Annotated in this window: 22 protein-coding genes; all 22 read left to right on the plus strand. The window is 57.3% G+C overall.

Annotated elements, in window-relative coordinates; translation table 11 throughout:
* Positions 1–2: 2 nt before the first annotated feature.
* The 22 genes from fliG to flhF all read left to right on the plus strand — a co-directional run bounded on the left by fliG (position 3) and on the right by flhF (position 20,551).
* Complete coding sequence (fliG, locus tag ACRTGH_RS08245) at positions 3–1,025, plus strand: flagellar motor switch protein FliG (RefSeq protein WP_368846363.1); 1,023 nt, start codon at positions 3–5, stop codon at positions 1,023–1,025.
* Positions 1,018–1,809, plus strand: coding sequence for a FliH/SctL family protein (locus ACRTGH_RS08250; RefSeq protein ID WP_368846362.1), 792 nt, complete (start codon positions 1,018–1,020; stop codon positions 1,807–1,809). Before fliG ends, ACRTGH_RS08250 begins: the two co-directional genes overlap by 8 nt.
* Before the next feature lie 191 nt (positions 1,810–2,000).
* Entirely contained in the window at positions 2,001–3,326 is a 1,326-nt protein-coding gene (fliI, locus tag ACRTGH_RS08255) for a flagellar protein export ATPase FliI (protein WP_368846700.1), read from the plus strand.
* A 15-nt stretch (positions 3,327–3,341) separates the two neighbouring features.
* Entirely contained in the window at positions 3,342–3,794 is a 453-nt protein-coding gene (gene fliJ, locus ACRTGH_RS08260; RefSeq protein WP_368846361.1) for a flagellar export protein FliJ, read from the plus strand.
* A gap of 78 nt (positions 3,795–3,872) precedes the next feature.
* Entirely contained in the window at positions 3,873–4,484 is a 612-nt protein-coding gene (locus tag ACRTGH_RS08265) for a lytic transglycosylase domain-containing protein (RefSeq protein WP_368846360.1), read from the plus strand.
* Positions 4,485–4,562: 78 nt separating this feature from the next.
* Positions 4,563–5,183: a MotE family protein gene (locus ACRTGH_RS08270; protein WP_368846359.1), complete on the plus strand. Its 621-nt coding sequence runs from the start codon at positions 4,563–4,565 to the stop codon at positions 5,181–5,183.
* Positions 5,184–5,245: 62 nt separating this feature from the next.
* On the plus strand, positions 5,246–6,940 hold the full coding sequence (locus ACRTGH_RS08275; protein ID WP_368846358.1) for a flagellar hook-length control protein FliK: 1,695 nt from the start codon (positions 5,246–5,248) through the stop codon (positions 6,938–6,940).
* A 31-nt stretch (positions 6,941–6,971) separates the two neighbouring features.
* Positions 6,972–7,604, plus strand: a complete 633-nt coding sequence (locus ACRTGH_RS08280; RefSeq protein WP_368846357.1) for a flagellar hook capping FlgD N-terminal domain-containing protein — start codon at positions 6,972–6,974, stop codon at positions 7,602–7,604.
* Positions 7,605–7,619: 15 nt separating this feature from the next.
* Entirely contained in the window at positions 7,620–7,997 is a 378-nt protein-coding gene (locus ACRTGH_RS08285) for a TIGR02530 family flagellar biosynthesis protein (protein ID WP_368846356.1), read from the plus strand.
* 79 nt (positions 7,998–8,076) lie between these two features.
* A complete protein-coding gene (locus tag ACRTGH_RS08290) occupies positions 8,077–9,552 on the plus strand; it encodes a flagellar hook protein FlgE (RefSeq protein ID WP_368846355.1) in 1,476 nt (491 codons plus the stop codon).
* 83 nt (positions 9,553–9,635) lie between these two features.
* Positions 9,636–9,836, plus strand: a complete 201-nt coding sequence (locus ACRTGH_RS08295) for a flagellar FlbD family protein (protein ID WP_368846354.1) — start codon at positions 9,636–9,638, stop codon at positions 9,834–9,836.
* Positions 9,837–9,896: 60 nt separating this feature from the next.
* Positions 9,897–10,406: a flagellar basal body-associated FliL family protein gene (locus ACRTGH_RS08300; RefSeq protein WP_368846353.1), complete on the plus strand. Its 510-nt coding sequence runs from the start codon at positions 9,897–9,899 to the stop codon at positions 10,404–10,406.
* Between the two features lie 36 nt (positions 10,407–10,442).
* Positions 10,443–11,447, plus strand: a complete 1,005-nt coding sequence (fliM, locus tag ACRTGH_RS08305) for a flagellar motor switch protein FliM (protein ID WP_368846352.1) — start codon at positions 10,443–10,445, stop codon at positions 11,445–11,447.
* Positions 11,440–12,636, plus strand: a complete 1,197-nt coding sequence (gene fliY, locus ACRTGH_RS08310) for a flagellar motor switch phosphatase FliY (RefSeq protein WP_368846351.1) — start codon at positions 11,440–11,442, stop codon at positions 12,634–12,636. The genes fliM and fliY overlap by 8 nt, the downstream gene beginning before the upstream one ends.
* Positions 12,637–12,832: 196 nt before the next feature.
* A complete protein-coding gene (locus ACRTGH_RS08315; RefSeq protein ID WP_006191318.1) occupies positions 12,833–13,195 on the plus strand; it encodes a response regulator in 363 nt (120 codons plus the stop codon).
* On the plus strand, positions 13,195–13,746 hold the full coding sequence (gene fliO, locus ACRTGH_RS08320; protein WP_368846350.1) for a flagellar biosynthetic protein FliO: 552 nt from the start codon (positions 13,195–13,197) through the stop codon (positions 13,744–13,746). Before ACRTGH_RS08315 ends, fliO begins: the two co-directional genes overlap by 1 nt.
* An 18-nt stretch (positions 13,747–13,764) precedes the next feature.
* Positions 13,765–14,520: a flagellar type III secretion system pore protein FliP gene (gene fliP, locus ACRTGH_RS08325; RefSeq protein WP_438474861.1), complete on the plus strand. Its 756-nt coding sequence runs from the start codon at positions 13,765–13,767 to the stop codon at positions 14,518–14,520.
* A gap of 12 nt (positions 14,521–14,532) precedes the next feature.
* Positions 14,533–14,802 (plus strand): flagellar biosynthesis protein FliQ, encoded by a 270-nt coding sequence (gene fliQ, locus ACRTGH_RS08330; RefSeq protein WP_314626671.1) that lies wholly within the window; start codon positions 14,533–14,535, stop codon positions 14,800–14,802.
* A gap of 13 nt (positions 14,803–14,815) precedes the next feature.
* Positions 14,816–15,598, plus strand: coding sequence for a flagellar biosynthetic protein FliR (fliR, locus tag ACRTGH_RS08335; protein WP_368846348.1), 783 nt, complete (start codon positions 14,816–14,818; stop codon positions 15,596–15,598).
* Positions 15,552–16,685 (plus strand): flagellar biosynthesis protein FlhB, encoded by a 1,134-nt coding sequence (gene flhB, locus ACRTGH_RS08340; RefSeq protein WP_438474191.1) that lies wholly within the window; start codon positions 15,552–15,554, stop codon positions 16,683–16,685. Before fliR ends, flhB begins: the two co-directional genes overlap by 47 nt.
* Before the next feature lie 25 nt (positions 16,686–16,710).
* Positions 16,711–18,783, plus strand: coding sequence for a flagellar biosynthesis protein FlhA (gene flhA / locus ACRTGH_RS08345; protein WP_368846347.1), 2,073 nt, complete (start codon positions 16,711–16,713; stop codon positions 18,781–18,783).
* A 1-nt stretch (position 18,784) separates the two neighbouring features.
* A complete protein-coding gene (flhF, locus tag ACRTGH_RS08350; RefSeq protein ID WP_368846346.1) occupies positions 18,785–20,551 on the plus strand; it encodes a flagellar biosynthesis GTPase FlhF in 1,767 nt (588 codons plus the stop codon).
* Position 20,552: the final 1 nt, after the last annotated feature.

A 20,552-nucleotide genomic window follows, 5' to 3' on the forward strand; every position in this document is an offset into this window, starting at 1 on the left:
TTATGGCTGATAAATTTGCAAAGGATGCGCCGCTCACAGGGCGCCAGAAAGCAGCCGTTCTCTTCATAGCGCTTGGCGCCGAGAGCTCGGCACTCCTCTTTCAGCACATGAACGAAGAGGAGATCGAGTCTGTAACCCTGCAGATTGCGAACCAGAGAAAAGTCCCGGCGGAGCAGAGGAAAGCAGTCATCACAGAGTTCTATCAAATGCTCATGGCGAAGAGCTATCTGTCGGCCGGCGGCCTTGAGTATGCGCAGAACATCCTGGAGAAGGCGCTTGGCGCCGACAGGGCGAAGCTGATTCTGAGCCGCCTGACGGCGAGCCTGCAGGCACGTCCTTTCGACTTCCTGCACAAGACGGATCCGAGCCAACTGCTGAACTTCATCCAGAACGAGCATCCGCAGACAATCGCTTTGATCATGGCCTACCTCGACCCCGATCAGGCGGCGATCCTCATGGGGTCGCTGCCGCCGGAAAAGCAGGCGGAGGTAACGAAGCGCATTGCGACGATGGACCGGACTTCGCCGGACATCATACGGGAGGTGGAGAAGGTCTTGGAACGCAAGCTTTCCTCGCTCGTCACGCAGGACTTCACCTCGGCCGGCGGCGTAAAGGCTGTCGTCGAGATCTTGAACCGCGTCGACCGCACGACGGAAAAGACGATCACCGAGACGCTCGAGGTCGACAATCCCGAGCTTACGGAAGAGATCAAACGGCTCATGTTCGTCTTCGAGGATATCGTCATGCTCGACGACCGCTCTTTGCAGATGGTGCTGCGCGAGGTCGACACAAAGGATCTCTCGCTGGCTCTCAAGGCCACGCCGAAGGAAGTGGCGGACAAGGTCTACAAGAACATGTCGAAGCGCGCGGCCGATATGCTGCGTGAAGAGATTGAGTTCATGGGCCCGGTCAAGATCCGCGATGTCGAAGAGGCACAGCAGAAGGTCGTCAATGTCATCCGCAGCCTGGAGGACAAGGGCGAGATTGTCGTTTCGCGTGGAAAGGGAGACGAGATGATTGTCTAGGGTAATCAGGACCACACTGTGGCAGGAAGAACCCCGAATCGTCGAGCCGCCCCCGCCGCCGCCCAAACCTAAAGTGCTCCCCAAAGAGCTTGAGGGTGTGACGGAAGAAACGTTGGCCGAGAGGCTGGCGTACGTGCGGGAAAAAGAGCTCAAGGCCGACACCATGCTGGAGGAAGCCCGTGAAAAGGCGTCCATCATGGTGCAGGACGCCGAGTTCGCGAGCGAGCGCAGCGAAATCGATGCAAAAAACCGTGCGGAGGAAATCAGGGAAGAAGCACGCGCAGAAGGAAAGGAAGCCGGTTTCAAGGAAGGACACAAGGAAGGTCTGGAACAGGCAGCCAGGGACTGCGAGGATATCATTGCGGCCGCGAATGAGAAAGCCGGGGTCACGATGGGAGCAGCGATGGAAGCGCGCAAAATATATTTACAGATGGCCGAAGCAGACATCACGAATATCGCGATGCATGTGGTCGAGCAGATCCTGCCGCAGCACTTCATCGATGCGCCGCAGATCATTCTGCCGCTTGTGCGCAAAGCTTTGATGAAGGTGCGCGACCAGGCTGAGGTCATCGTCCATGTTGCGCCTGATGCCTATGATTTGGTGCTCATGGCACAGACAGAGTTTCAGCATATGCTTGAAGGACAGGCTGTCCTCCTCATCAAGGCGGACGGTAGCCTGCAGGCCGGCGACTGCGTGCTGGAGACGCCGAACGGCAATGTCGATGCGCGTCTTGCCACGCAGATTGCACTCGTGAAGAAAGCGATACAGGATGTATGCCTATGAATGAGATGATGGAGGCTGAAAGGCTTTCAGAAATGCAAACTTCATCATGGGAAGGGATGCCGGAGGAGGCTGCGGCGGATGATTTTCCGGCAGGTTCGGAAATGACGGACGAGACTTCCGAGAGCTTCCCGCTGCTTGGAGACGATTTTGCCTCTGCGGCTGAGGAGTTTCCTGACGGCGGCGATGAGATCATGACGGGAGACGGCAGGCTGCGCATCAATGTGCGCAAGTTTACCGATGCGGCCGATATGTGCGAATCCATCAAGATGAGCGGCAAAATCGTGCAGGTCATCGGTCTCGTCATAGAATCTTCAGGGCCGAATGTGAGCATGGGCGAACTTTGCTACGTAAAGTCGCGTTTTCCGCATATCGACCCGATACCGGCTGAAGTCGTGGGCTTTAGGGACGGCAATGTGCTCTTGATGCCCATCGGCGAGATGCAGGGAATCGGTCCCGGCTGCGAGGTCGTTTCCGCGCAGAAGACTTTGCAGGTGAAGGTGGGGCCGGAGCTTCTGGGGCGCGTCCTCGACGGCCTCGGTGAGCCGATTGACGGCAAGGGACCGCTGCTCTGCAAAGAGGAGTACCCGCTGCAGTCGGATCCGCCGCCGCCGCTGGACAGACCGCGCATCCGTGATTCCCTCTATGTCGGCGTCCGAGCCATTGACGGGCTCATCACGCTTGGCGATGGGCAGCGCATCGGCATCATGGCAGGCTCCGGCGTCGGCAAGTCGACGCTGCTCTCGATGATTGCGCGCAATACGGAAGCCGATATCAGCGTCATCGCGCTCGTCGGCGAACGCGGCCGTGAGGTCAAGGAGTTCATCGAGCGCGATCTCGGGGAAGAAGGGCTCAAACGCTCCGTCGTCGTCGTCGCCACCTCGGACAAGCCGGCGCTCGTGCGCATCAAGGGAGCCATGACGGCGACGGCTGTTGCCGAATACTTCCGCGATCAGGGCAAGCGCGTCGTCCTGATGATGGATTCGGTCACGCGTTTTGCGATGGCGCAGCGCGAGGTCGGCCTGACGATCGGTGAGCCGCCGGCGACGCGGGGTTATACGCCTTCGGTGTTCGCCCTGCTGCCGCGCCTCCTGGAGCGCGCGGGCACGAGCAAACGCGGCTCGATCACGGGCATATACACCGTGCTCGTGGACGGCGACGACATGAATGAACCGATTGCCGACGCCGTCAGGAGCATCCTCGACGGACATATCGTCCTTTCGAGGGCGATTGCCGCGCAGAACCATTTTCCGGCCATCGACGTGCTGGCGAGTGTGTCGCGCGTGATGAACGAGGTCGTCGATGACGAACACCTGAAGGCGGCGCAGGGCGTACGTGCTCTGATGGCAGTCTACAAGGAAGCCGAGGATCTCATCCATATAGGCGCTTATGTCAAAGGCTCGAGCAAGAAGATTGATACGGCCGTGGCGAAAATCGATACAATCAATACATTCCTTTGCCAAGGCGTTTTCGAGCAAAGCTCTTATGAGGAAACGGAGAAGACGCTTGAGGCGATATGATGAGGGCAGCGTACAATGAAAAGATTCCGTTTTAAGCTTGAAACGCTGCTGAAGGTCACACGCTCGAAAAAAGAGGATGCCGAGGTGAAATTTGCCGAAGCGTCGAGGCGGCTTGAGAAGGACAAGGAAAGACTCAGCGATCTCCTCAAGGAAATGCAGCAGGGGCGGCAGGATTATGACAAGCTGACCGATGGGCATACGATTTCCCTAGGACGCCTGCTGACGTTCAACAGCTTCTTTACATGGAAGAGGGAACAGATCGAAGCGCAGCAGGACAAGATCCTTAGAAGCCGCGCCGAGCGACAGAAGAGGCTTGAGGTTTTGCTGAAGCTCATGAACAAGCTCAAGAGCATCGAGCAGCTGAAGGCGAAACGCCTGCAGCAGTATAAAGAGGAGGCGCTTCTTGAGGAACAGAAGCTGCTCGATGAGATCGGCCTGCAGCTTTACATGCGGGGAATGAATGCATAGTGCGGCGGCCCGGTTTCAAAATGCCGGGAAAGTTATAGGGAAGAAGCCGTCATATAAAAAGAGAAGGGGAATGGCACGATGGAATTTTCAGGCGTACAGGCAATACAAACAAGAATAGCCGCAATCCAGAAAAGGTTTGGCATCGAGGGTCCTGTACCCGGTGCGGCGCCGGATTTTCAGCAGGCACTGACCTCTGAACTCAAGAAAAAGGGCGGGACGCCCGAGGTCGCCGGACAAGGAACGGGGACCTCGGGTGCAGCAGCCGCGAATTCCGTGCAGACGGTGCACGGCGGTGAACAGATTTCGATGGAAGGCGCCTCGCATGATACGGCTCGCTTCATACGCGATGCGGCGGCTAAGTACGGACTCGATTCGCGTCTTGTATCGGCTGTGGCGGAAGCTGAGTCAGGCGGCGACCAGAGCGAGGTTTCGGATGCCGGCGCCATCGGCGTCATGCAGCTCATGCCGGATACGGCGGCAGCGCTCGGCGTCAATCCCTATGATGAGCAGCAGAATATCGAAGGCGGGGCGCATTATCTCAAGCAGATGCTTGACACCTTCGGCGGTGACATGAAGAAGGCTATCGCAGCCTACAATGCCGGGCCGCAGGCCGTGAAAGACTACAACGGCGTGCCGCCCTATGCAGAAACGCAGAACTATGTGAACAAGGTCCTCGACCTCTACCAGTAAGCGCGAGGGGATGCGGAGAGGCGCTTCCTCTTCCTGAGGGGAGGCCGCCCGACGATTCCGGAAGGAGCCGAAGCCTAAATGAAGAAAATACTCAAAGTCGTGCTTGCCGCTCTCCTGTTGCTCGTGCTTGTCGTGGGCGGCTTCCTGCTCGGTGTTTACCTGCAGATTTTTGATGCAACGACGATGAACGAGAAGATGAAATTATACGATATGCCTATTATCGGGGAGTTCTTCGTAAAACCGGCGCCCCGGATCGAAGGGGAAAGCCAGACGGATCCGGGCGGCAGGACGAAAGAGGAACTCGTGGACAGCAAGCCAAACGCGGATAAGGGCAAGGATAAGGATAAGGGCGAATCGAAGCCCAAGGTGCTGACGAAGGAAGAAATAGAGAAACAGATGAAGGAGCGCGAGGCGCAGGAAAAGAAGCGTGTATCGAAGCTCGCGCGCGTCTATAACGAGATGAAGCCGAAAGAGGCTTCGGAAGTCATGAAAGACCTTGACGACGATCTCTCTGTCGCCATTCTGCAGAAAATGGATGAGTCGCAGGCGGCAAAAGTGCTTGCCGCAATGGATGCCGACCAGTCGGCACGCCTGACGAAGCTCATGTATACGGGCATCCCGAAGAAGGTTATTTCGCCGCTGGACAGACAGGGACATCAGGAGGAGAACAGTGAGGAAAGCGGACAGTCCGAAGAATGAAGAAATGGCAGGCAGCAGGCATTGCCTGATGCTATAGAATCCCACTGAAAGGAGGTGAGAAAATGAACAGTGTACAGACGAATATCATGAATGTCGCACCGAGCCCGAACCCTTCGGCCAAGGCAAACGCTGCGGAGGCTGTCCGCCCCGTCGGCAAGACCGCCAGGACGACCGACAGGGGGGCGGGGAGTGCATCGTTTGACAAGGCGCTTGCCAAGCTCAAAAGCATGAAGCAGGAACTTGCCGAATCGGCGAAAGGGGAAGCGGCAGATCCTTTGGCAGCATCGCTCGCTGCATCCCAGCAGCAAACGAAGGCTGCTAAGGAGACGACGCCCGCGGACAACGCTGAAGCTGCAGCAGCAGCGGAGGCTGTGCCGGAGACGGCGCCCCTGGAGGCAGAGGCTTCGCCGTTGGGCGCAAAAGCGTCTGCTGTCGGGCAGAATCCGGCAGTTGAGACCATGGCCGCTCTTTTATCGGAGGAGATGGCCGAGACGGTTTCGGACGAAGCCGATCTTCCCGTGGAAAAGACGGTGCTGCCCGTATCGACGGATGGTTTTGACGGCCTTGCGCAGGAAGAACCTTCGGGTGCAGTACAGGATGCGGCAAAAACTTCTTTGCCTGCGGCGAAGGCTGACGCACAGCCGCGAAAGGATCTCGGCGTGCTCGATGCGCTGCTCCCTGCAAACGGGGAAAAAGCAGAAGCGAACTTGCTCGATGCCCTCGCGGGAAGGAGCAGACTTCAGCAGATGCAGCCGGCCTTGACGATGAATCCTGTGCAAGCGGCTGATTTGCCCGAAGCTGCAGTGCAGCAAACGGCAGCTCCGCAAACGGCGGCTCTGCCCGATGAGCTTCTGAGGACGCTTGCGGCTCCGGAAACGGAAACGCAGGCAGCGGTTCTTGCTCAGGCACAGACGCCTGCGGATTTGCGCCAGGCGGATGCCAAAACTCCCGCAGGTACAGCACAGACAGCGGCACAGACTGTTGCCGCAGCCTTTGAAGGCGCGGTGCTGCAGGTGCAGGAAGCAGGGCAGCCGGCCGACAGCGAGACAGGGGACGCCCTCGCGAATCCTTTTGCCCGACAGCCGGTCGTTGAAGCTGAAGCAAAGGCGGATTCTGCCGTGCAGACCGTTTTGACGCAGGCGAAGCCGCAGGGTGCGGAGGCTTTCCTAGAAGCAGCGGCAAAACCGCTGGAAACCAGGGCGCAGGCAGAAACAGCGCCGCAGGTGAATCCGGGCGTGACCTTCCAGCATGCACTTGCTGAGACGGCTCCGACGGAAGCGCCGGCACAGGCAGCTGCACCCGACTACGAGGTGCCGCGTCAAATCGTTGACCAGGCCAGGCTTTTGCGCCTGCCCGAGCAGACGGAGATGGTCATACGCTTGAAGCCGGAGCATCTCGGTGAATTGACGCTGAAGGTTTCTGTCGCGGCGAACGGCGCAGTGAATGCGTCCTTCCATACGGATAATGCCGCAGTGCGCACGATCATCGAGACTTCGATGATTCAGCTCAAGCAGGAACTGCAGGCGCAGGGACTCAAGGTTGACAATGTCGGCGTTTACGCAGGTCTCAGCGACAGCTCGCTGATGAACGGCCAGCAGGATGCAAATGCATTTTATGCGCAGCAGGGACGCCAGGGAAGCTCGCACGGCAAAGACGTGCAGCAGGCGCTCGCTTCTTTTGAGGAAGAGCAGGCGGCCGCAGATGTGTCAAGCCGAACCGGCGTCATTGCGTCGGACGGTGTGGATTACCGCATCTGAATGTGTTTGAATAACAGGAAAGGGGAAAATTATGGACGGAACAAATCTCAATACCGTCACAGTAGAAGGCGTGAAGTATGACCGTGCCAAGTATGAGGCCGCGCAGAGCGCGAAGACGGTACGAAAGAATGACTCGCTCGGCAAGGACGCCTTCCTGCAGCTTCTCGTGACCCAGCTCCGGCACCAGGATCCGTTGAGCCCGGACGACAATACGCAGTACATCGCCCAGCTCGCGCAGTTCTCCTCGCTTGAGCAGATGACCCAGATGGTCAAGGGCTTCGAAGAGGTTGCAAAACTCGTTTCGAACATCGACAGCTCCGTTCTCGTCGGCTCCCTGAGCAGCATGATCGGCAAGAACATCCAGTGGACGCATGTGACGAAGACGGCCGACAAGGAAGGCAATCCCAAAGTGTCCTCGGAGACGTTTGTGGGAGAAGTCAAGGGACTCAAGATCCAGAATGGCAAGACGGTCATCGTTGCCCAGGATACGAATGGCAAACCGCATGAGGTCCAGCTCTCGGAAATCGAGGGAATCGCGGATAATCCCGCTAAAAAGGCTGCGCATCAGGCAGAAGCGGCGTCCTCGGGCTCGAACACTGCGGCCAATGTTGTGGGAACCGTGGCCGGGGCGGCGCTTCGTGCAGCGACGGGCGGCTTGCTCTAAGACGCGGGGGAGATTATGGCTGACGCAAAGATTTATCTGCAGTCCCAGCCGCTCCTGCCAATGGCGCCCGCTCCTTCGAGACAGCGTGCGCCCCAGACGAAAACCCCGTCCTTTGCGGCAGAGCTCAAGAAAGCCGGAAACGAGGTCAGCTTTTCAGCTCATGCGTCAGAGCGCATGAGAACGCGTGGCATCGATTTTAGCAGCGAAGAGCTCGAACGTCTCGGCGATGCCGTCACCAAGATGGCAGCGAAGGGGGCAAAGGAATCCCTGATCTACATGAACGACGTCGCGCTTGTCGTCAGTGTCAGGAACAGGATGGTTATCACGGCCATGGATGGCATGAGCGCCAAGGACAATATCTTTACAAACATCGACAGTGCAGCGATTATCTAGGCTGGTCCCTTTGGGAGGCCTGGGGTCGCCGAATGACGGAAGCGATCCGGGCTGCACAAATAAAGGAGATTGATACATTATGATGCGTTCTCTTTTCTCCGGCGTATCGGGGCTCAAGAGCCACCAGACGCGCATGGACGTCATAGGCAACAACATCGCGAATGTCAACACGATCGGCTTTAAGTCGAGCCGCGTGACGTTTGCGGATACGCTCTATCAGACGCAGACGGGCGCCGCAGCTCCGACGGACACCGTCGGCGGCACGAACCCCAAGCAGATCGGCCTCGGCGTCGGCGTTGCGAGCATCGACTTGCTCTTCAACGACGCTTCGACGCAGTCGACGGGCAAAAACACCGACCTCGCGCTTTCGGGCAACGGGCTCTTTGTCGTCTCGCGCGACAAGGACGGCAAGGACAAGTACTATACGCGCGCGGGTAATTTCTCCTTCGATGCGGATTACAACTACGTCGTACCGGGCTCGGGCTACCACGTCGTCGGCTGGAATGCTGATGACAGCGGCAGCATCGATACGAAGAGCACGCCGACAGGCGTCAAGATCAAGGACACGATGCGCAGCATGGGGGCCAAGGCGACGACGCTGATCAGCTACAAGGGCAACATGAACTCTTCGGTGCCGACCATCGTATCTATGACGGATCAGACGGGTGCTGCGGCTGCAAGCCCTGCCCATGTCGACGGCACGACGATCAAGTCTTTGACCCTGAAGCTTTCTGACGGCACGACGCAGACGGTCACGGCAAAGAGCAATTACCAATACAAGACGGGCAACAGCCTGCCGATCACGACGATCGCCAATGTCTACGACAGTCTCGGCAATTTGCATAAGGTACCGTTCCTCTTCACGAAGGTACCGAGCGGTGCGCTTCCCCTCGGGCATGACAAGTGGGAAGTGACTGTGAGTCCGGCCGTCGATTCGGGCGGCAACCTCGACCCCGTCGGCACCTGCTCGATCAAGGAGGAAGACGGATCTTGGACGACGGTCACGATGGGTGCACAGACGCTGCAGTTCGACCAGAACGGCAAGTATGTCTCCGGCTCCGGCTCGCCGACGCTCACGCTGACGAACGGCGCGGGTTCTTCGGGCGGCACCAATACGATGACAGCCACGGTTGACCTCACGAGCCTCACGCAGTACAGCGGCAGCGATACGATCAAGGCGGACTACGACGGCAATGCTGCAGGCACGCTGAAGGAGGTCAACGTCGATCAGAGCGGCATTCTGACGGGCACCTACACGAATGGCGAGAAGCGCTCCTTGGCGCAGATCGCCGTCGCGCAGTTCGACAATGCACCGGGCCTCACGAAGAAGGGCGCGAACCTCTACGCCGAGTCGAACAACTCGGGCACGGCAAATGTCAAGTCCGTCAATGCGCTCGGTCTGACGCTCACGCCGTCGGCGCTCGAGATGTCGAATGTCGACATCGCAAATGAGTTTGCAGACATGGTCGTGACGCAGAGGGGATTCCAGTCCAACTCGAAGGTCATCACAGTCGGCGATGAAATGCTCGAGACGGTCATCAACATGAAGCGTTGATGAAACCTTTCTTTAACTGACAGAGCGGAGGGGCGCAGCCCCTCCCCCTGTCCCGCACTTATCCCAGGCGAAAGGACGAGCATATGATCAAGCTGACAAAGTTTAAGTCGGAGGCGCATAAAAAAGGGGAATTCGTCCTCAACGCCGAAATAATAGAAACAGTGGAGGCGACGCCCGATACGGTTGTCACACTCACCAACGGCAAGAAGCTCATCGTCGAGGAGTCGATGGATGAGGTCATGCGGCGGGTCATGGAGTACCGCCGTGCCATGCATGGTTTGTGATTCCGGGGATTTCCCGGATGAATTCATGATAGAGAGAAAGAATTAGGAGGAGGAAGTTTTATGGCGGAAGAAAAAGATGGGCAGGCCATTGCTCCAGAGCCGGCCAAGAAGTCCCCGATCATTCTCATCGTCGTCTTGGTCATTGTGGCCTTGGTGGCGGCAGGCGGCATTTCCTTTTTCATCACGCAGCAGATGATGGCGAACAATGCCGGGGATGGCGGCCCGTCCAGGCTGAACCACGACCCGGGCGTATTCATCAAGCTCGGTGACCCGAAAGAGGGAATCCTGGTCAATGTCGGCGGCCTCAAGGCGGGACGTTTCCTCAAGACGAGCATCGTCGTGGAGATGAATCCCGGGAAAAAGGACAATATCGCCGACGGCAAGCTCCTGCCTGCAGCGGAGACGAAGGTCATGGACGTGACGCTCCAGACGCTGCGCTCCCTGAAGGTGGAGGAACTCGATGCAGGCAAGCAGGATGAATTGAAGACGACCCTGCGCGACAGTCTGAACAAGGCTTTGGGCGAGGGATCGGTCTATGAGGTTTACATCACGAGCTTCCTCATGCAGTGATGAGCCATCAGAGCAAGGTAGAAAGGAGGAGGAAGATTGGCAGAAGATGTCTTATCACAAAATGAGATAGACAAACTGCTTTCGGCTCTGTCGACCGGCGAAGTCTCCGCCGAGGAAGTGCAGGCGGAGGAGGAAGAGCGGAAGATCAAGACTTATGACTTCAAGCGTCCGGACAAATTCTCAAAGGATCAGATCCGTACGCTGAACATGCTCTACGAAAACTTCGCGCGGCTCTTGAACACCCACCTATCTACCCATTTGCGGACGATGGTCAATGTGGAAGTGGCTTCGGTGGAGCAGCTTACCTACCAGGAATTCCTGCAGTCGCTGAGCAACCCGAGTGTTATCGGGGTCATGGCGCTGCCGCCCCTCAAGGGCAACATCATCATGGAAGTCAATACGGGGATTGCTTTTGCCTATATCGACCGCGTATTCGGCGGTTTGGGCGAAAACACGCTGAAGCCGCGCATCCTCACGGAAATCGAGGAAGCGGTCATGCGCAAGTTTATCGCAAAGGCAAGCGAGTTCCTCAAGGAATCCTGGTCGAATGTGACGGAGATCAATCCGATACTCGAGGCGATCGAGGCCAATCCCGGCTTCGTGCAGATTGTGCCGCCCAGCGACATGGTCATCATTGTCACGGTTCAAGTCAAGATTGGTGATGTGGAGGGGCTGATAAGCCTGTGCATCCCGTATCTTGTCCTGGAACCTGTCATGTCGAAACTCTCGACATCGTTCTGGGTTGCGGCTTCCGTGGCGAAGGACGACAATCCGGACAAGATCCGTGCCCTCGAGCGAAAGATTTCGAAATCGCCGATTCCGCTCATTGTGCAGCTCGGAACGATCGACATGACGATCCGCGAGTTCCTGACCTTGGGCTTCGGCGATGTGCTGCAGCTTGATACGCATGTTAAGGATGAGCTGCAGATTCTCGTCGGGCAGAAGCCGAAGTTCCTCTGCCGTCCGGGCACACAGGGGAAGAGGTCGGCAGTCCAGATTACAAAAGTAGCCTTTGAAGGGGATGAAGATACGGATGAGTGATGATTTAATTTCGCAAGAGGAAATTGATGCGTTATTAAACGGCGGCGGCGATGCGGCAGGCGACGAAAGTGCGGCGGATGCATCAGCGGCCGATGCCTCGGCGGCCACGGAAGGTTCTCCATCTCAGGAAGGGGATACTTTAACGGATATCGAGCGCGACGCGCTCGGCGAAATCGGCAACATCTCGATGGGAAGCGCGGCGACGACGCTGTCGGTCCTTCTCGGGCATAAGGTTTCGATTACAACGCCTTCGGTTTCTGTGGACACGCTGAGCTCCATCAAGGACCAGTACCCGATGCCGTACCTCATCGTCGAGGTCGGCTATACCGTCGGCATCGACGGCAACAATGTGTTGGCGATTCAGGCGCAGGACGCCTCGATCATCGCCGACCTCATGATGGGCGGCGACGGAACGAGCCCGACGAAGGAGCTCAATGAAATTCATATGAGCGCTGTAGGCGAATCGATGAACCAGATGATGGGTTCCGTTGCTACGTCGCTGTCGACGATGTTCAACAAGAAGATCGATATCTCACCGCCGAAGGTCAATATGATTGACCTCGGTTCGGAGGAGACGGTCACGGAAATTGTCGGCGTCGATGATCCGATTGCCAAGATTTCGTTCCGCATGGAAGTCGATGGGCTTATCGACAGCGAGATTATGCAGATTCTGCCGATTCCTGTTGCACAGGAAATGGTGGGATATCTCTTGAACAATGAAAGCGAAGAGGAGGAAGAGCCAATGCCAGCACCCGCAGCAGCCCCGGCAGCTTCGGCTCCGGCGTCCGCAGCAGCGGCTCCGCAGCCTATGGCGGCGCCGGCGGCGGGCGGTGCCGCAGCCTATGGCGCAGCTCCGCACGTGGCCTCGAATGTGCCCGTGCAGCCTGCGATGTTCGCTCCCCTGTCCACGGCTCCCGTGCAGGTAAACGATGCGAATATCGGACTGATTCTCGATGTGCCGCTCCAGGTCACTGTAGAGCTCGGCCGCACGAGGAAGACGATCAAGGAAATTCTGGAGCTTACGAACGGCTCGATTATTGAGCTCGACAAGCTTGCAGGCGAACCTGTCGACATCATGGTCAACGGCAAGTTCCTTGCGAAGGGCGAGGTCGTCGTCATTGACGAAAACTTCGGTGTCCGCATCACGGATATCGTGAGCCCCGCGGAGAGAGCGCAGCAGCTTCAGTAAGAGCCTTGTGTTGTCTGGACAATTTCGGGCGATTCATATAAAATAGAATGTATGGTGTGCCCGGCACATCGTCGCGAAGCATGGAAAGCCGCCCGAAAGGAAGGCGTTCCGCTGCTTCGCGGGGAAACATGCCATCGTTTCTTTATGCGCATGTTTCGGGAAAGCGGAGATATTTGCAGATGAGGAGAGATATTTTATGGCAAGCAGAGTTTTAGTCGTGGATGATGCAGCGTTCATGCGAATGATGGTCAAGGACATTCTGTCCAAGAACGGCTATGAGATCGTAGGCGAGGCGGAAAACGGCATGAAGGCTCTGGAGAAATACCAGGAGCTCAAGCCCGATCTCGTTACGATGGACATCACGATGCCGGAAATGGACGGCATCAGCGCCGTCAAGGAGATCAAGAAGGTCGATCCGAACGCGAAGGTCGTCATGTGCAGCGCCATGGGACAGCAGGCGATGGTCATCGAGGCGATCCAGGCCGGTGCACGCGACTTCATCGTCAAGCCGTTCCAGGCGGATCGCGTTCTTGAGGCCGTGCGCAAAGCGCTCGGCTGATGCAGCCAAGGAAAGCCCTTTGCCTCCTTTTCGTCGTGGTTCTTCTCGCCGCTGTCGTCTTTCCGACGATCGGACTTGCGGCAGGGGGCGGCTACCTTTCCGGTTATGAAAACCAGGATCCGACGCCGAACGGCACGACGGGGGTTTCCTGGTGGTCGACGCTCGCTTATGTCGGAAGTCTTGTCGTCGTGTTCCTGTTTGTCGCGGCTCTCGCCTACTATGCCTCGAAATTCCTTGGCGGACGCTTTGGCCGCGCTTTGGAGGGGAAGGGCGGCCGCGTGCTCGAGCATCTGCCGTTGGGTCCGGGACGATCAGCCTGCCTCGTTGAACTTGCGGGGCGACTCCTGATTCTTGGCGTGACGGAACACTCGATCACCTTGCTGGGGGAGATCGACGGAGAAGAGGAGGCGGCGCGGCTTCGCGAGCGGAAGCCGGGGGATTCTTCTGCGCCTTTTTCCGGCGCGGAAGGGTTTGAGACGCAGTTCGGCGCACTCGATCAGCTTGTGCGGAGGATTCCGTCGATATTCAAGAACGATGTTTTTCGGAAGTAGAGGGGTTGTGAAGCGTTGATGGAGAAGCGGCGGATACTGCTGGGCAGCTTTTTGTTCCTTTCCCTGCTGTTCTTTGCCAAGGATGCGCTTGCAGCGCCTTTGATCCCAAATCTCAATGTCAATGTCGGAGCGGCGAACAACCCGCAGGACGTTGCAGTTTCTTTGCAGGTTCTTGCGGTGCTTACGGTTCTTTCACTTGTGCCGTCCATCCTCGTGATGACGACCTCGTTCGTGCGCATTGTCGTCGTTATCGGCTTCTTGCGGAACGCCATGTCGACGCAGAATGTGCCGCCGAACCAGGTCGTGCTGGCATTGTCTCTTTTTTTGACATTCTACATCATGCAGCCGTATTGGACGGAAGCGAACGAACATGGCATACAGCCGTATCTGGCGGGCCAGATATCACAGGAAGCGGCTATTGACAACACGCTGGCGCCTATGCGGGAATTCATGTTCCGCCAGACGCGCGAATCGGACCTGGCGCTCTTTGTCAATCTTTCCGACGCAGAGCGCCCCCAGTCGCAGGATGATGTTTCCACGGCGACACTGATTCCGGCCTTTGTCATCAGCGAACTCAAGACGGCATTTCAGATCGGCTTCATGATCTACATTCCGTTCATCGTCATCGACATGATTGTTGCGAGTACACTGATGTCGATGGGCATGATGATGCTGCCGCCGGTCATGATCTCGCTGCCGTTCAAAATCTTGCTCTTTGTCATGGTCGATGGCTGGCATTTGCTGATCAAGTCGCTGATCATGAGCTTTAAGTAAGGGGGGGCGCGGATGTCTGGCGATCTTGTAATCCAGATCGGGCAGAACGCCCTGTGGATCGTGCTCCTGGTTTCTGCGCCGATGCTGGGTCTCGGCCTTGCTGTCGGACTTTTGGTGAGCGTGTTCCAGGCGACGACCTCCATACAGGAGGCAACGCTTGCCTTTATCCCGAAAATCATTGCGGTTTTTGTGGCCATCCTGATTTTCGGACCCTGGATGTTGAGCATACTTGTGGAATATTTCACGAATATCTTCGTGAACCTGCCGCTTTACATCGGATAGCGAGGAGAGTGCCGTGGATTTCTACACACTGCTCGAGGGTCATGCAGCCGTTTACTTGTTGCTTCTGTCCCGCATCTCGGGGCTTTTCGTCATCGCGCCTTTTTTCGGCAGTCTGAACATTCCTGTTCGGCTGCGCATCAGTGCGGCTGTCGCTTTTTCCTTCGTGCTGTTTCCCATCGTGGACGGCTATGGGCCTGTCGCAGCGCCGGACAATGTCCTGCTCTATGCGGCGGCGCTCGTCGGGGAACTCTTTGTCGGCTGGCTGATTGGCTTCGTGGCCTATGTTGTGTTTTCCGCTATCCATTTTGCTGGCAAGGTCATGGATATGCAGGTTGGCTTCGCGATGGTGAACGTGATGGATCCGACTTCCGGTCAGCAGATTCCGCTTATCGGAAGTTTTCTTTATAATTTGACCATCATTGTTTTTCTTGTGGTCAACGGACACCATATGCTGATTGCGGCGCTTTTTGAAAGTTTCCAGTATGTGCCGCTCCTGGGGGTTCAGGCGGATCCTGGGCTGGCAGGTCTGATGGTGAACCTCGTGAACGGCGTTTTCGTGACGGGCATGAAGATTGCGATGCCTGTCACGTTCGCGATACTTTTGACGAACGTCGGTCTTGGCATACTCGCGCGCACGATGCCGCAGCTCAATATCTTTGTTGTCGGCCTGCCGCTTCAGATCGTCATCGGCATGTTTGTGCTTTCGATCCTGCTGCCGTTTTATGTCATGTTTTTGGATGTGTTGTTCAATGAAACGTATGCGCAGATTACCACTGCCCTGCATGCAATTCAATAAGGTGCAGCCGGATTTCGTCTTTGACCTCCAGCTCTTCGCGGGGGAAAAGACGGAAGAACCGACGGCAAAAAGGCGCAGCGATGCGCGCGAAAAAGGACAGGTTGCGAGGAGCCAGGAGCTCAGCGGCGCCTTTGTCCTTTTGGCGGGCTTCTTCGTGATGAAGGCGATCGGCTCCGGCATCCTGAAGGAAATCGAGATCTACACAATCCATATATACAGCCATATGAATCAGACAATTGATGCGGAGACGGTCATGCGCCTCATCATCGACGGCATGCTCGTGCTGGCAAAGACGGCCTTTCCGGTGATGATTGCGATTTTGATCATGGGGCTTGCCGTCAATTTCTATCAGGTTGGCTTCAAGTTTACGACGGAACCTTTGACGTTCAAACTCGGCAATCTGAATCCCATCACGGGCTTCGGGCGCATTTTCTCCAAGCGTTCGCTTGTCGAGCTCATCAAGTCCCTCCTGAAGATCGCCATTATCGGTGTGTTCCTTTACATCTACTTGTCAGGAGCCATCCTGCACATGCCGGAGTTCATCTATCTCGATCTCAGGAGCAGCATGGCGCGCATGGGCGAGATCATTTTCTCCCTCGTGTTCCAGATCATCATCGTTTACTTCGTCATGGCGGTTGTGGATTTTGCCTACCAGAAATGGCAGACGACCCAGGACCTCAAGATGAGCAAGCAGGATATCAAGGAAGAATTCAAGCAGACGGAGGGCGATCCGCAGATCAAGGGAAAGATTCGCCAGAAACAGCAGCAGATGGCGATGAGCCGCATGATGAAGGAAGTGCCCGAGGCCGATGTCATCGTGACGAACCCGACGCATTACGCCGTCGCCTTGAAGTACAAGGCCGGCATGAAAGCGCCGGAGGTCGTCGCCAAGGGACAGGATCTCGTGGCGCATAAGATCAAGGAGATCGCGCGGGAGCATCGCGTGACGATTGTCGAAAACAAGCCCCTGGCAAGGGCGCTTTATGCAGCGGTGGACATCGGGGGCATCGTGCCGCCGGAGCTTTACCAGGCCGTGGCCGAGGTGCTCGCTTATGTGTACCGCTTGAAGAAGAAAAAATTTGCCTGACCGGGGATAGGGGAGCAAGAATAGTATGGCGACAGAAAAACCGATGCTTTCTAACGGCTTCATAAGTAAATACAGCGATATCTTTATAGCTATAGCGATAGTCACGATCGTCATCATGATGATCATTCCATTGCCTACTTCTCTGCTTGACTTGCTGATCTGCGTCAATATCACATTGGCGCTTGTCATCGTCATGGTGACGATCTACAACGTGGAAGCGCTGGACTTCTCCGTATTCCCTTCGCTTCTTCTCGTCACTACTTTGTTCCGCCTCGCGCTCAATATATCGGCGACGAGGCTGATCTTGCTTGACGGCTATGCGGGGGACGTCATCATGGCGTTCGGCAACTTCGTTGTCGGGGGCAACCCGCTCGTCGGCTTCATCATTTTCGTCATCCTCATCATCATCCAGTTCATCGTCATCACGAAGGGCGCGGAACGCGTCGCGGAGGTGTCGGCACGCTTCACGCTCGATGCGATGCCGGGCAAGCAGATGGCGATCGACGCCGATCTGAACCAAGGGGCGATTACGGACGCCGAGGCGAGCCAGCGGCGCATGAAGATCCAACACGAAGCCGACTTTTATGGAGCTATGGACGGTGCCTCGAAGTTTGTCAAGGGCGATGCGATCGCCGCCATCATCATCATCATCATCAACATCACGGGCGGTTTCGTCATCGGTATGCTGATGCGCAACATGTCGGCGCTGCAGTCGCTGCAGAGCTACACGCTGCTGACCGTCGGCGAGGGTCTTGTAAGCCAGATTCCGGCGCTGTTGATTTCGACTGCGACGGGCATTCTCGTCACGCGTTCCGCTTCTTCAAAGGGCAACCTCGGTTTTGATGTGGCGGTTCAGCTCTTCAATCGAAGCCGTATTTTCTACATTGTCAGCGGGGTGCTCGTATTCCTGGCCGTGGTTCCCGGTATGCCGGGACTGCCGCTCTCCTGCCTTGCTGTTCTATGCTTCATCGCTGCACGCAAGCTGCGCGGCTCGGAAGCGGCAGCCAGCGAACCGGTCGAAAAGAAGAAAGCGGACAAGGCGAAGGCCGAGGCCACGAAGCCGGAGAATATCGTCAACCTTCTGCAGGTCGACCCGATGGAACTCGAGATCGGCTACAGCCTGATTCCGCTTGTCGATACGGGACAGGGCGGCGATCTCCTCGAACGCATCGTGATGATACGGCGCCAATGTGCACTCGAGCTTGGCCTTGTCGTGCCGACGATACGCATACGCGACAACATTCAGATCAAGCCGAACAATTACATCATCAAGCTCAAGGGCATCGAGGCTGCGCGAGGCGAGCTCATGCTCGACCATTATCTCGCCATGAACTCGGGCACAGTGTTCGAGGAAGTGCCGGGCATCGAAACGACGGAGCCGGCCTTTGGCCTGCCGGCGCTTTGGATTTCTGAGGACCAGCGCGAGCAGGCGGAGCTCAACGGCTATACGGTCGTCGACGCCGTGTCGGTTCTGGCGACGCACCTGACGGAAATCATCAAGGCGCACGCAGCCGAGATCCTCGGACGCCAGGAGACGCAGAACCTCCTCGACAATTTGAAGAAGACGAATGCGGCCTTGGTCGACGAGGTTGTGCCGGAGATCCTGGCTGTTGGAGAGGTGCAGAAGGTGCTGGCCAACTTGTTGGCGGAGCGCGTTTCCATCCGCGATATGGAATCGATTCTCGAGGTGCTCTCGGATTACGGACGGGCGACAAAGGATACCGACATATTGACGGAGTATGTGCGCCATGCACTGGCACGGCAGATTTCGCAGCAATATGTGCAGAACAATGTGCTGCCGTGCATCACGCTCGACCCGGGGCTTGAAAACCATATCGCGGGCGCAGTGCAGCGTACGGAGCACGGCTCCTTCGTGAGTCTCGACCCCGATACGATGCAGAGGCTTCTGGCCTCGCTCAATGCGGAGCTGCCGAAGCTCACAAACATGGGCTACGAGCCTATCGTGCTCACAAGCCCTGCTGTGCGTCACTACTTCCGACAGCTTGTCGAACGCTCCGTGCAGGGGCTTGTCGTTCTCTCCCATGCGGAGGTTGAGCAGACGGTCGAACTCCAGATTCTCGGGACAGTGAGGGTATAAATTGCGCATCAAGGTGTTCCAGGCCGCCACGATGAAGGAAGCCATGGCTCAGGTCAAAGATGAGCTTGGCACCGACGCGGTGATCCTGCATACGAAAAGAATAAAGAAGGGCGGTATTCTCGGCTATGGTTCGAAGGAAATCTTCGAGGTGACTGCGGCGCTCGACGAGGTACCGCGGAAACCGCCCAAGAAACGCGTTGAGCGGCTGCCGACCCTAGCTGAACTGCAGGCGGCGGAAACGGCGGGGACGGCGGACAGCGTACCGCTGCCGCAGGGCATCGCAGCAGCGGCGCCTGCCGTTCAGCCTCTGCCGAGGGCTGCTGCAGCGGCAGAGGCTGTGCCGCTGCCCGCCGCCATGGCTGCGCCTGTGCCTCTGGCTGCGCCTTTAACTGCGCCTGCGCCGTCCGCAGCCTTGGCCGCCGTTCCTGACGATGCCGTTCCTTTGGCTGCCGCACCGTCTCCGATGCAGCAGCCTGCCGCTGTCCCGGCGCCTGTCGTGCAAAAAACACAGGCGCGCCTTTCTAGGAATGCGGCGCGAAGTTACAAGACGGCGGGGACGGAGGCAGCTATTGCCGAAGCGCAGGTGCATTTGCCGCCGCCGGCATCTGCCGCCGCCTCGCCTGACGGGGCGGCGGAGGAGGCGTTTCGGCCGCTGCTGCCCGAGACGGAGGAAAAGGCGGTGCGGCCTGTCCGGACGCGGCGGAAAAAAACTGCCGCAAAACCGAAGGGCACGCGCTCGCGCAAGGTGAGCCCGATTCCCGAAGAGGCTGAGGAGCGCGCGGCGGCGCCCGTTCCGCGTAAAAAGGCGCCGCGTTCCGCCGGGGAAAAGAAAAAGGTTCTTCCTGCAGCGCCGCCGCAAGCGTCGGAGCCTATGGAAGAGCCGCCGCTGAAGAGCGAGGAGGAGAGGCAGAAAGAAACGATCGAGGAACTGCAGAACGAGCTTGCTCAGATGAAGGCAATGCTTGTCCAGGTCGTGAACAAGGAGAAGAAACCGGAGGACGAGCTCTCCCTGCAGCAAGCCCTGCGCCTGCAGGATATCGAGCCGGAAATCATAGACGACATCGTGCTGCAGCTGCCCGCCGAGGCGATTCTTGCGGACAAGGATACGCCGCAGGCGCGCGAGGGACTGAAAAAATACCTCATGGACAATGTGCAGATGGCGGACGGTCTCGAGATCAAGAGCCGCCGCAGGAAGATCGCGGCGCTTTTGGGCCCCACGGGTGTCGGCAAGACGACGACGCTTGCCAAGATCGCGGCGCAGTGCGTTCTGGAAAAAGGCATCAGCACGGCATTCATCACGGCGGATACCTACCGCATTTCGGCAGTTGAACAGCTGAAGACGTATGCCGATATCCTCGGCCTGCCGATTGCCATTGTCTATTCTCCGCAGGAACTCAAGGAGGCCATACAGAAATTCCGGCAGAAGCAGCTGATCCTCATCGATACGGCAGGGCGCAGCCAGCACAATCGCCGTCAGATGGCAGAGCTCAAGGATTTTCTCGCTGTGAACCAAAATATTGAGAAGTACCTTGTCCTGAGCGCTACGACGAAGAATGAGGATGCGAAAGACATTCTCGAGAAATTTTCCGTCTGCAGACCCGACAAGGTGATTTTCACAAAGACAGACGAAACGAAGAGCCTGGGCGTCATCCTCAATATCCTGAGAAGACGGGAGATGCGCCTCTCCTACTTGACGAATGGACAAAGCGTGCCGGACGATATCGCGCCGGCTGAGGCAGGAAAACTCGCAGAACTTTTTTTGAGGTAGA

Source organism: Selenomonas oralis, assembly GCF_051603425.1.
Lineage (GTDB): Bacteria > Bacillota > Negativicutes > Selenomonadales > Selenomonadaceae > Selenomonas > Selenomonas sputigena_A.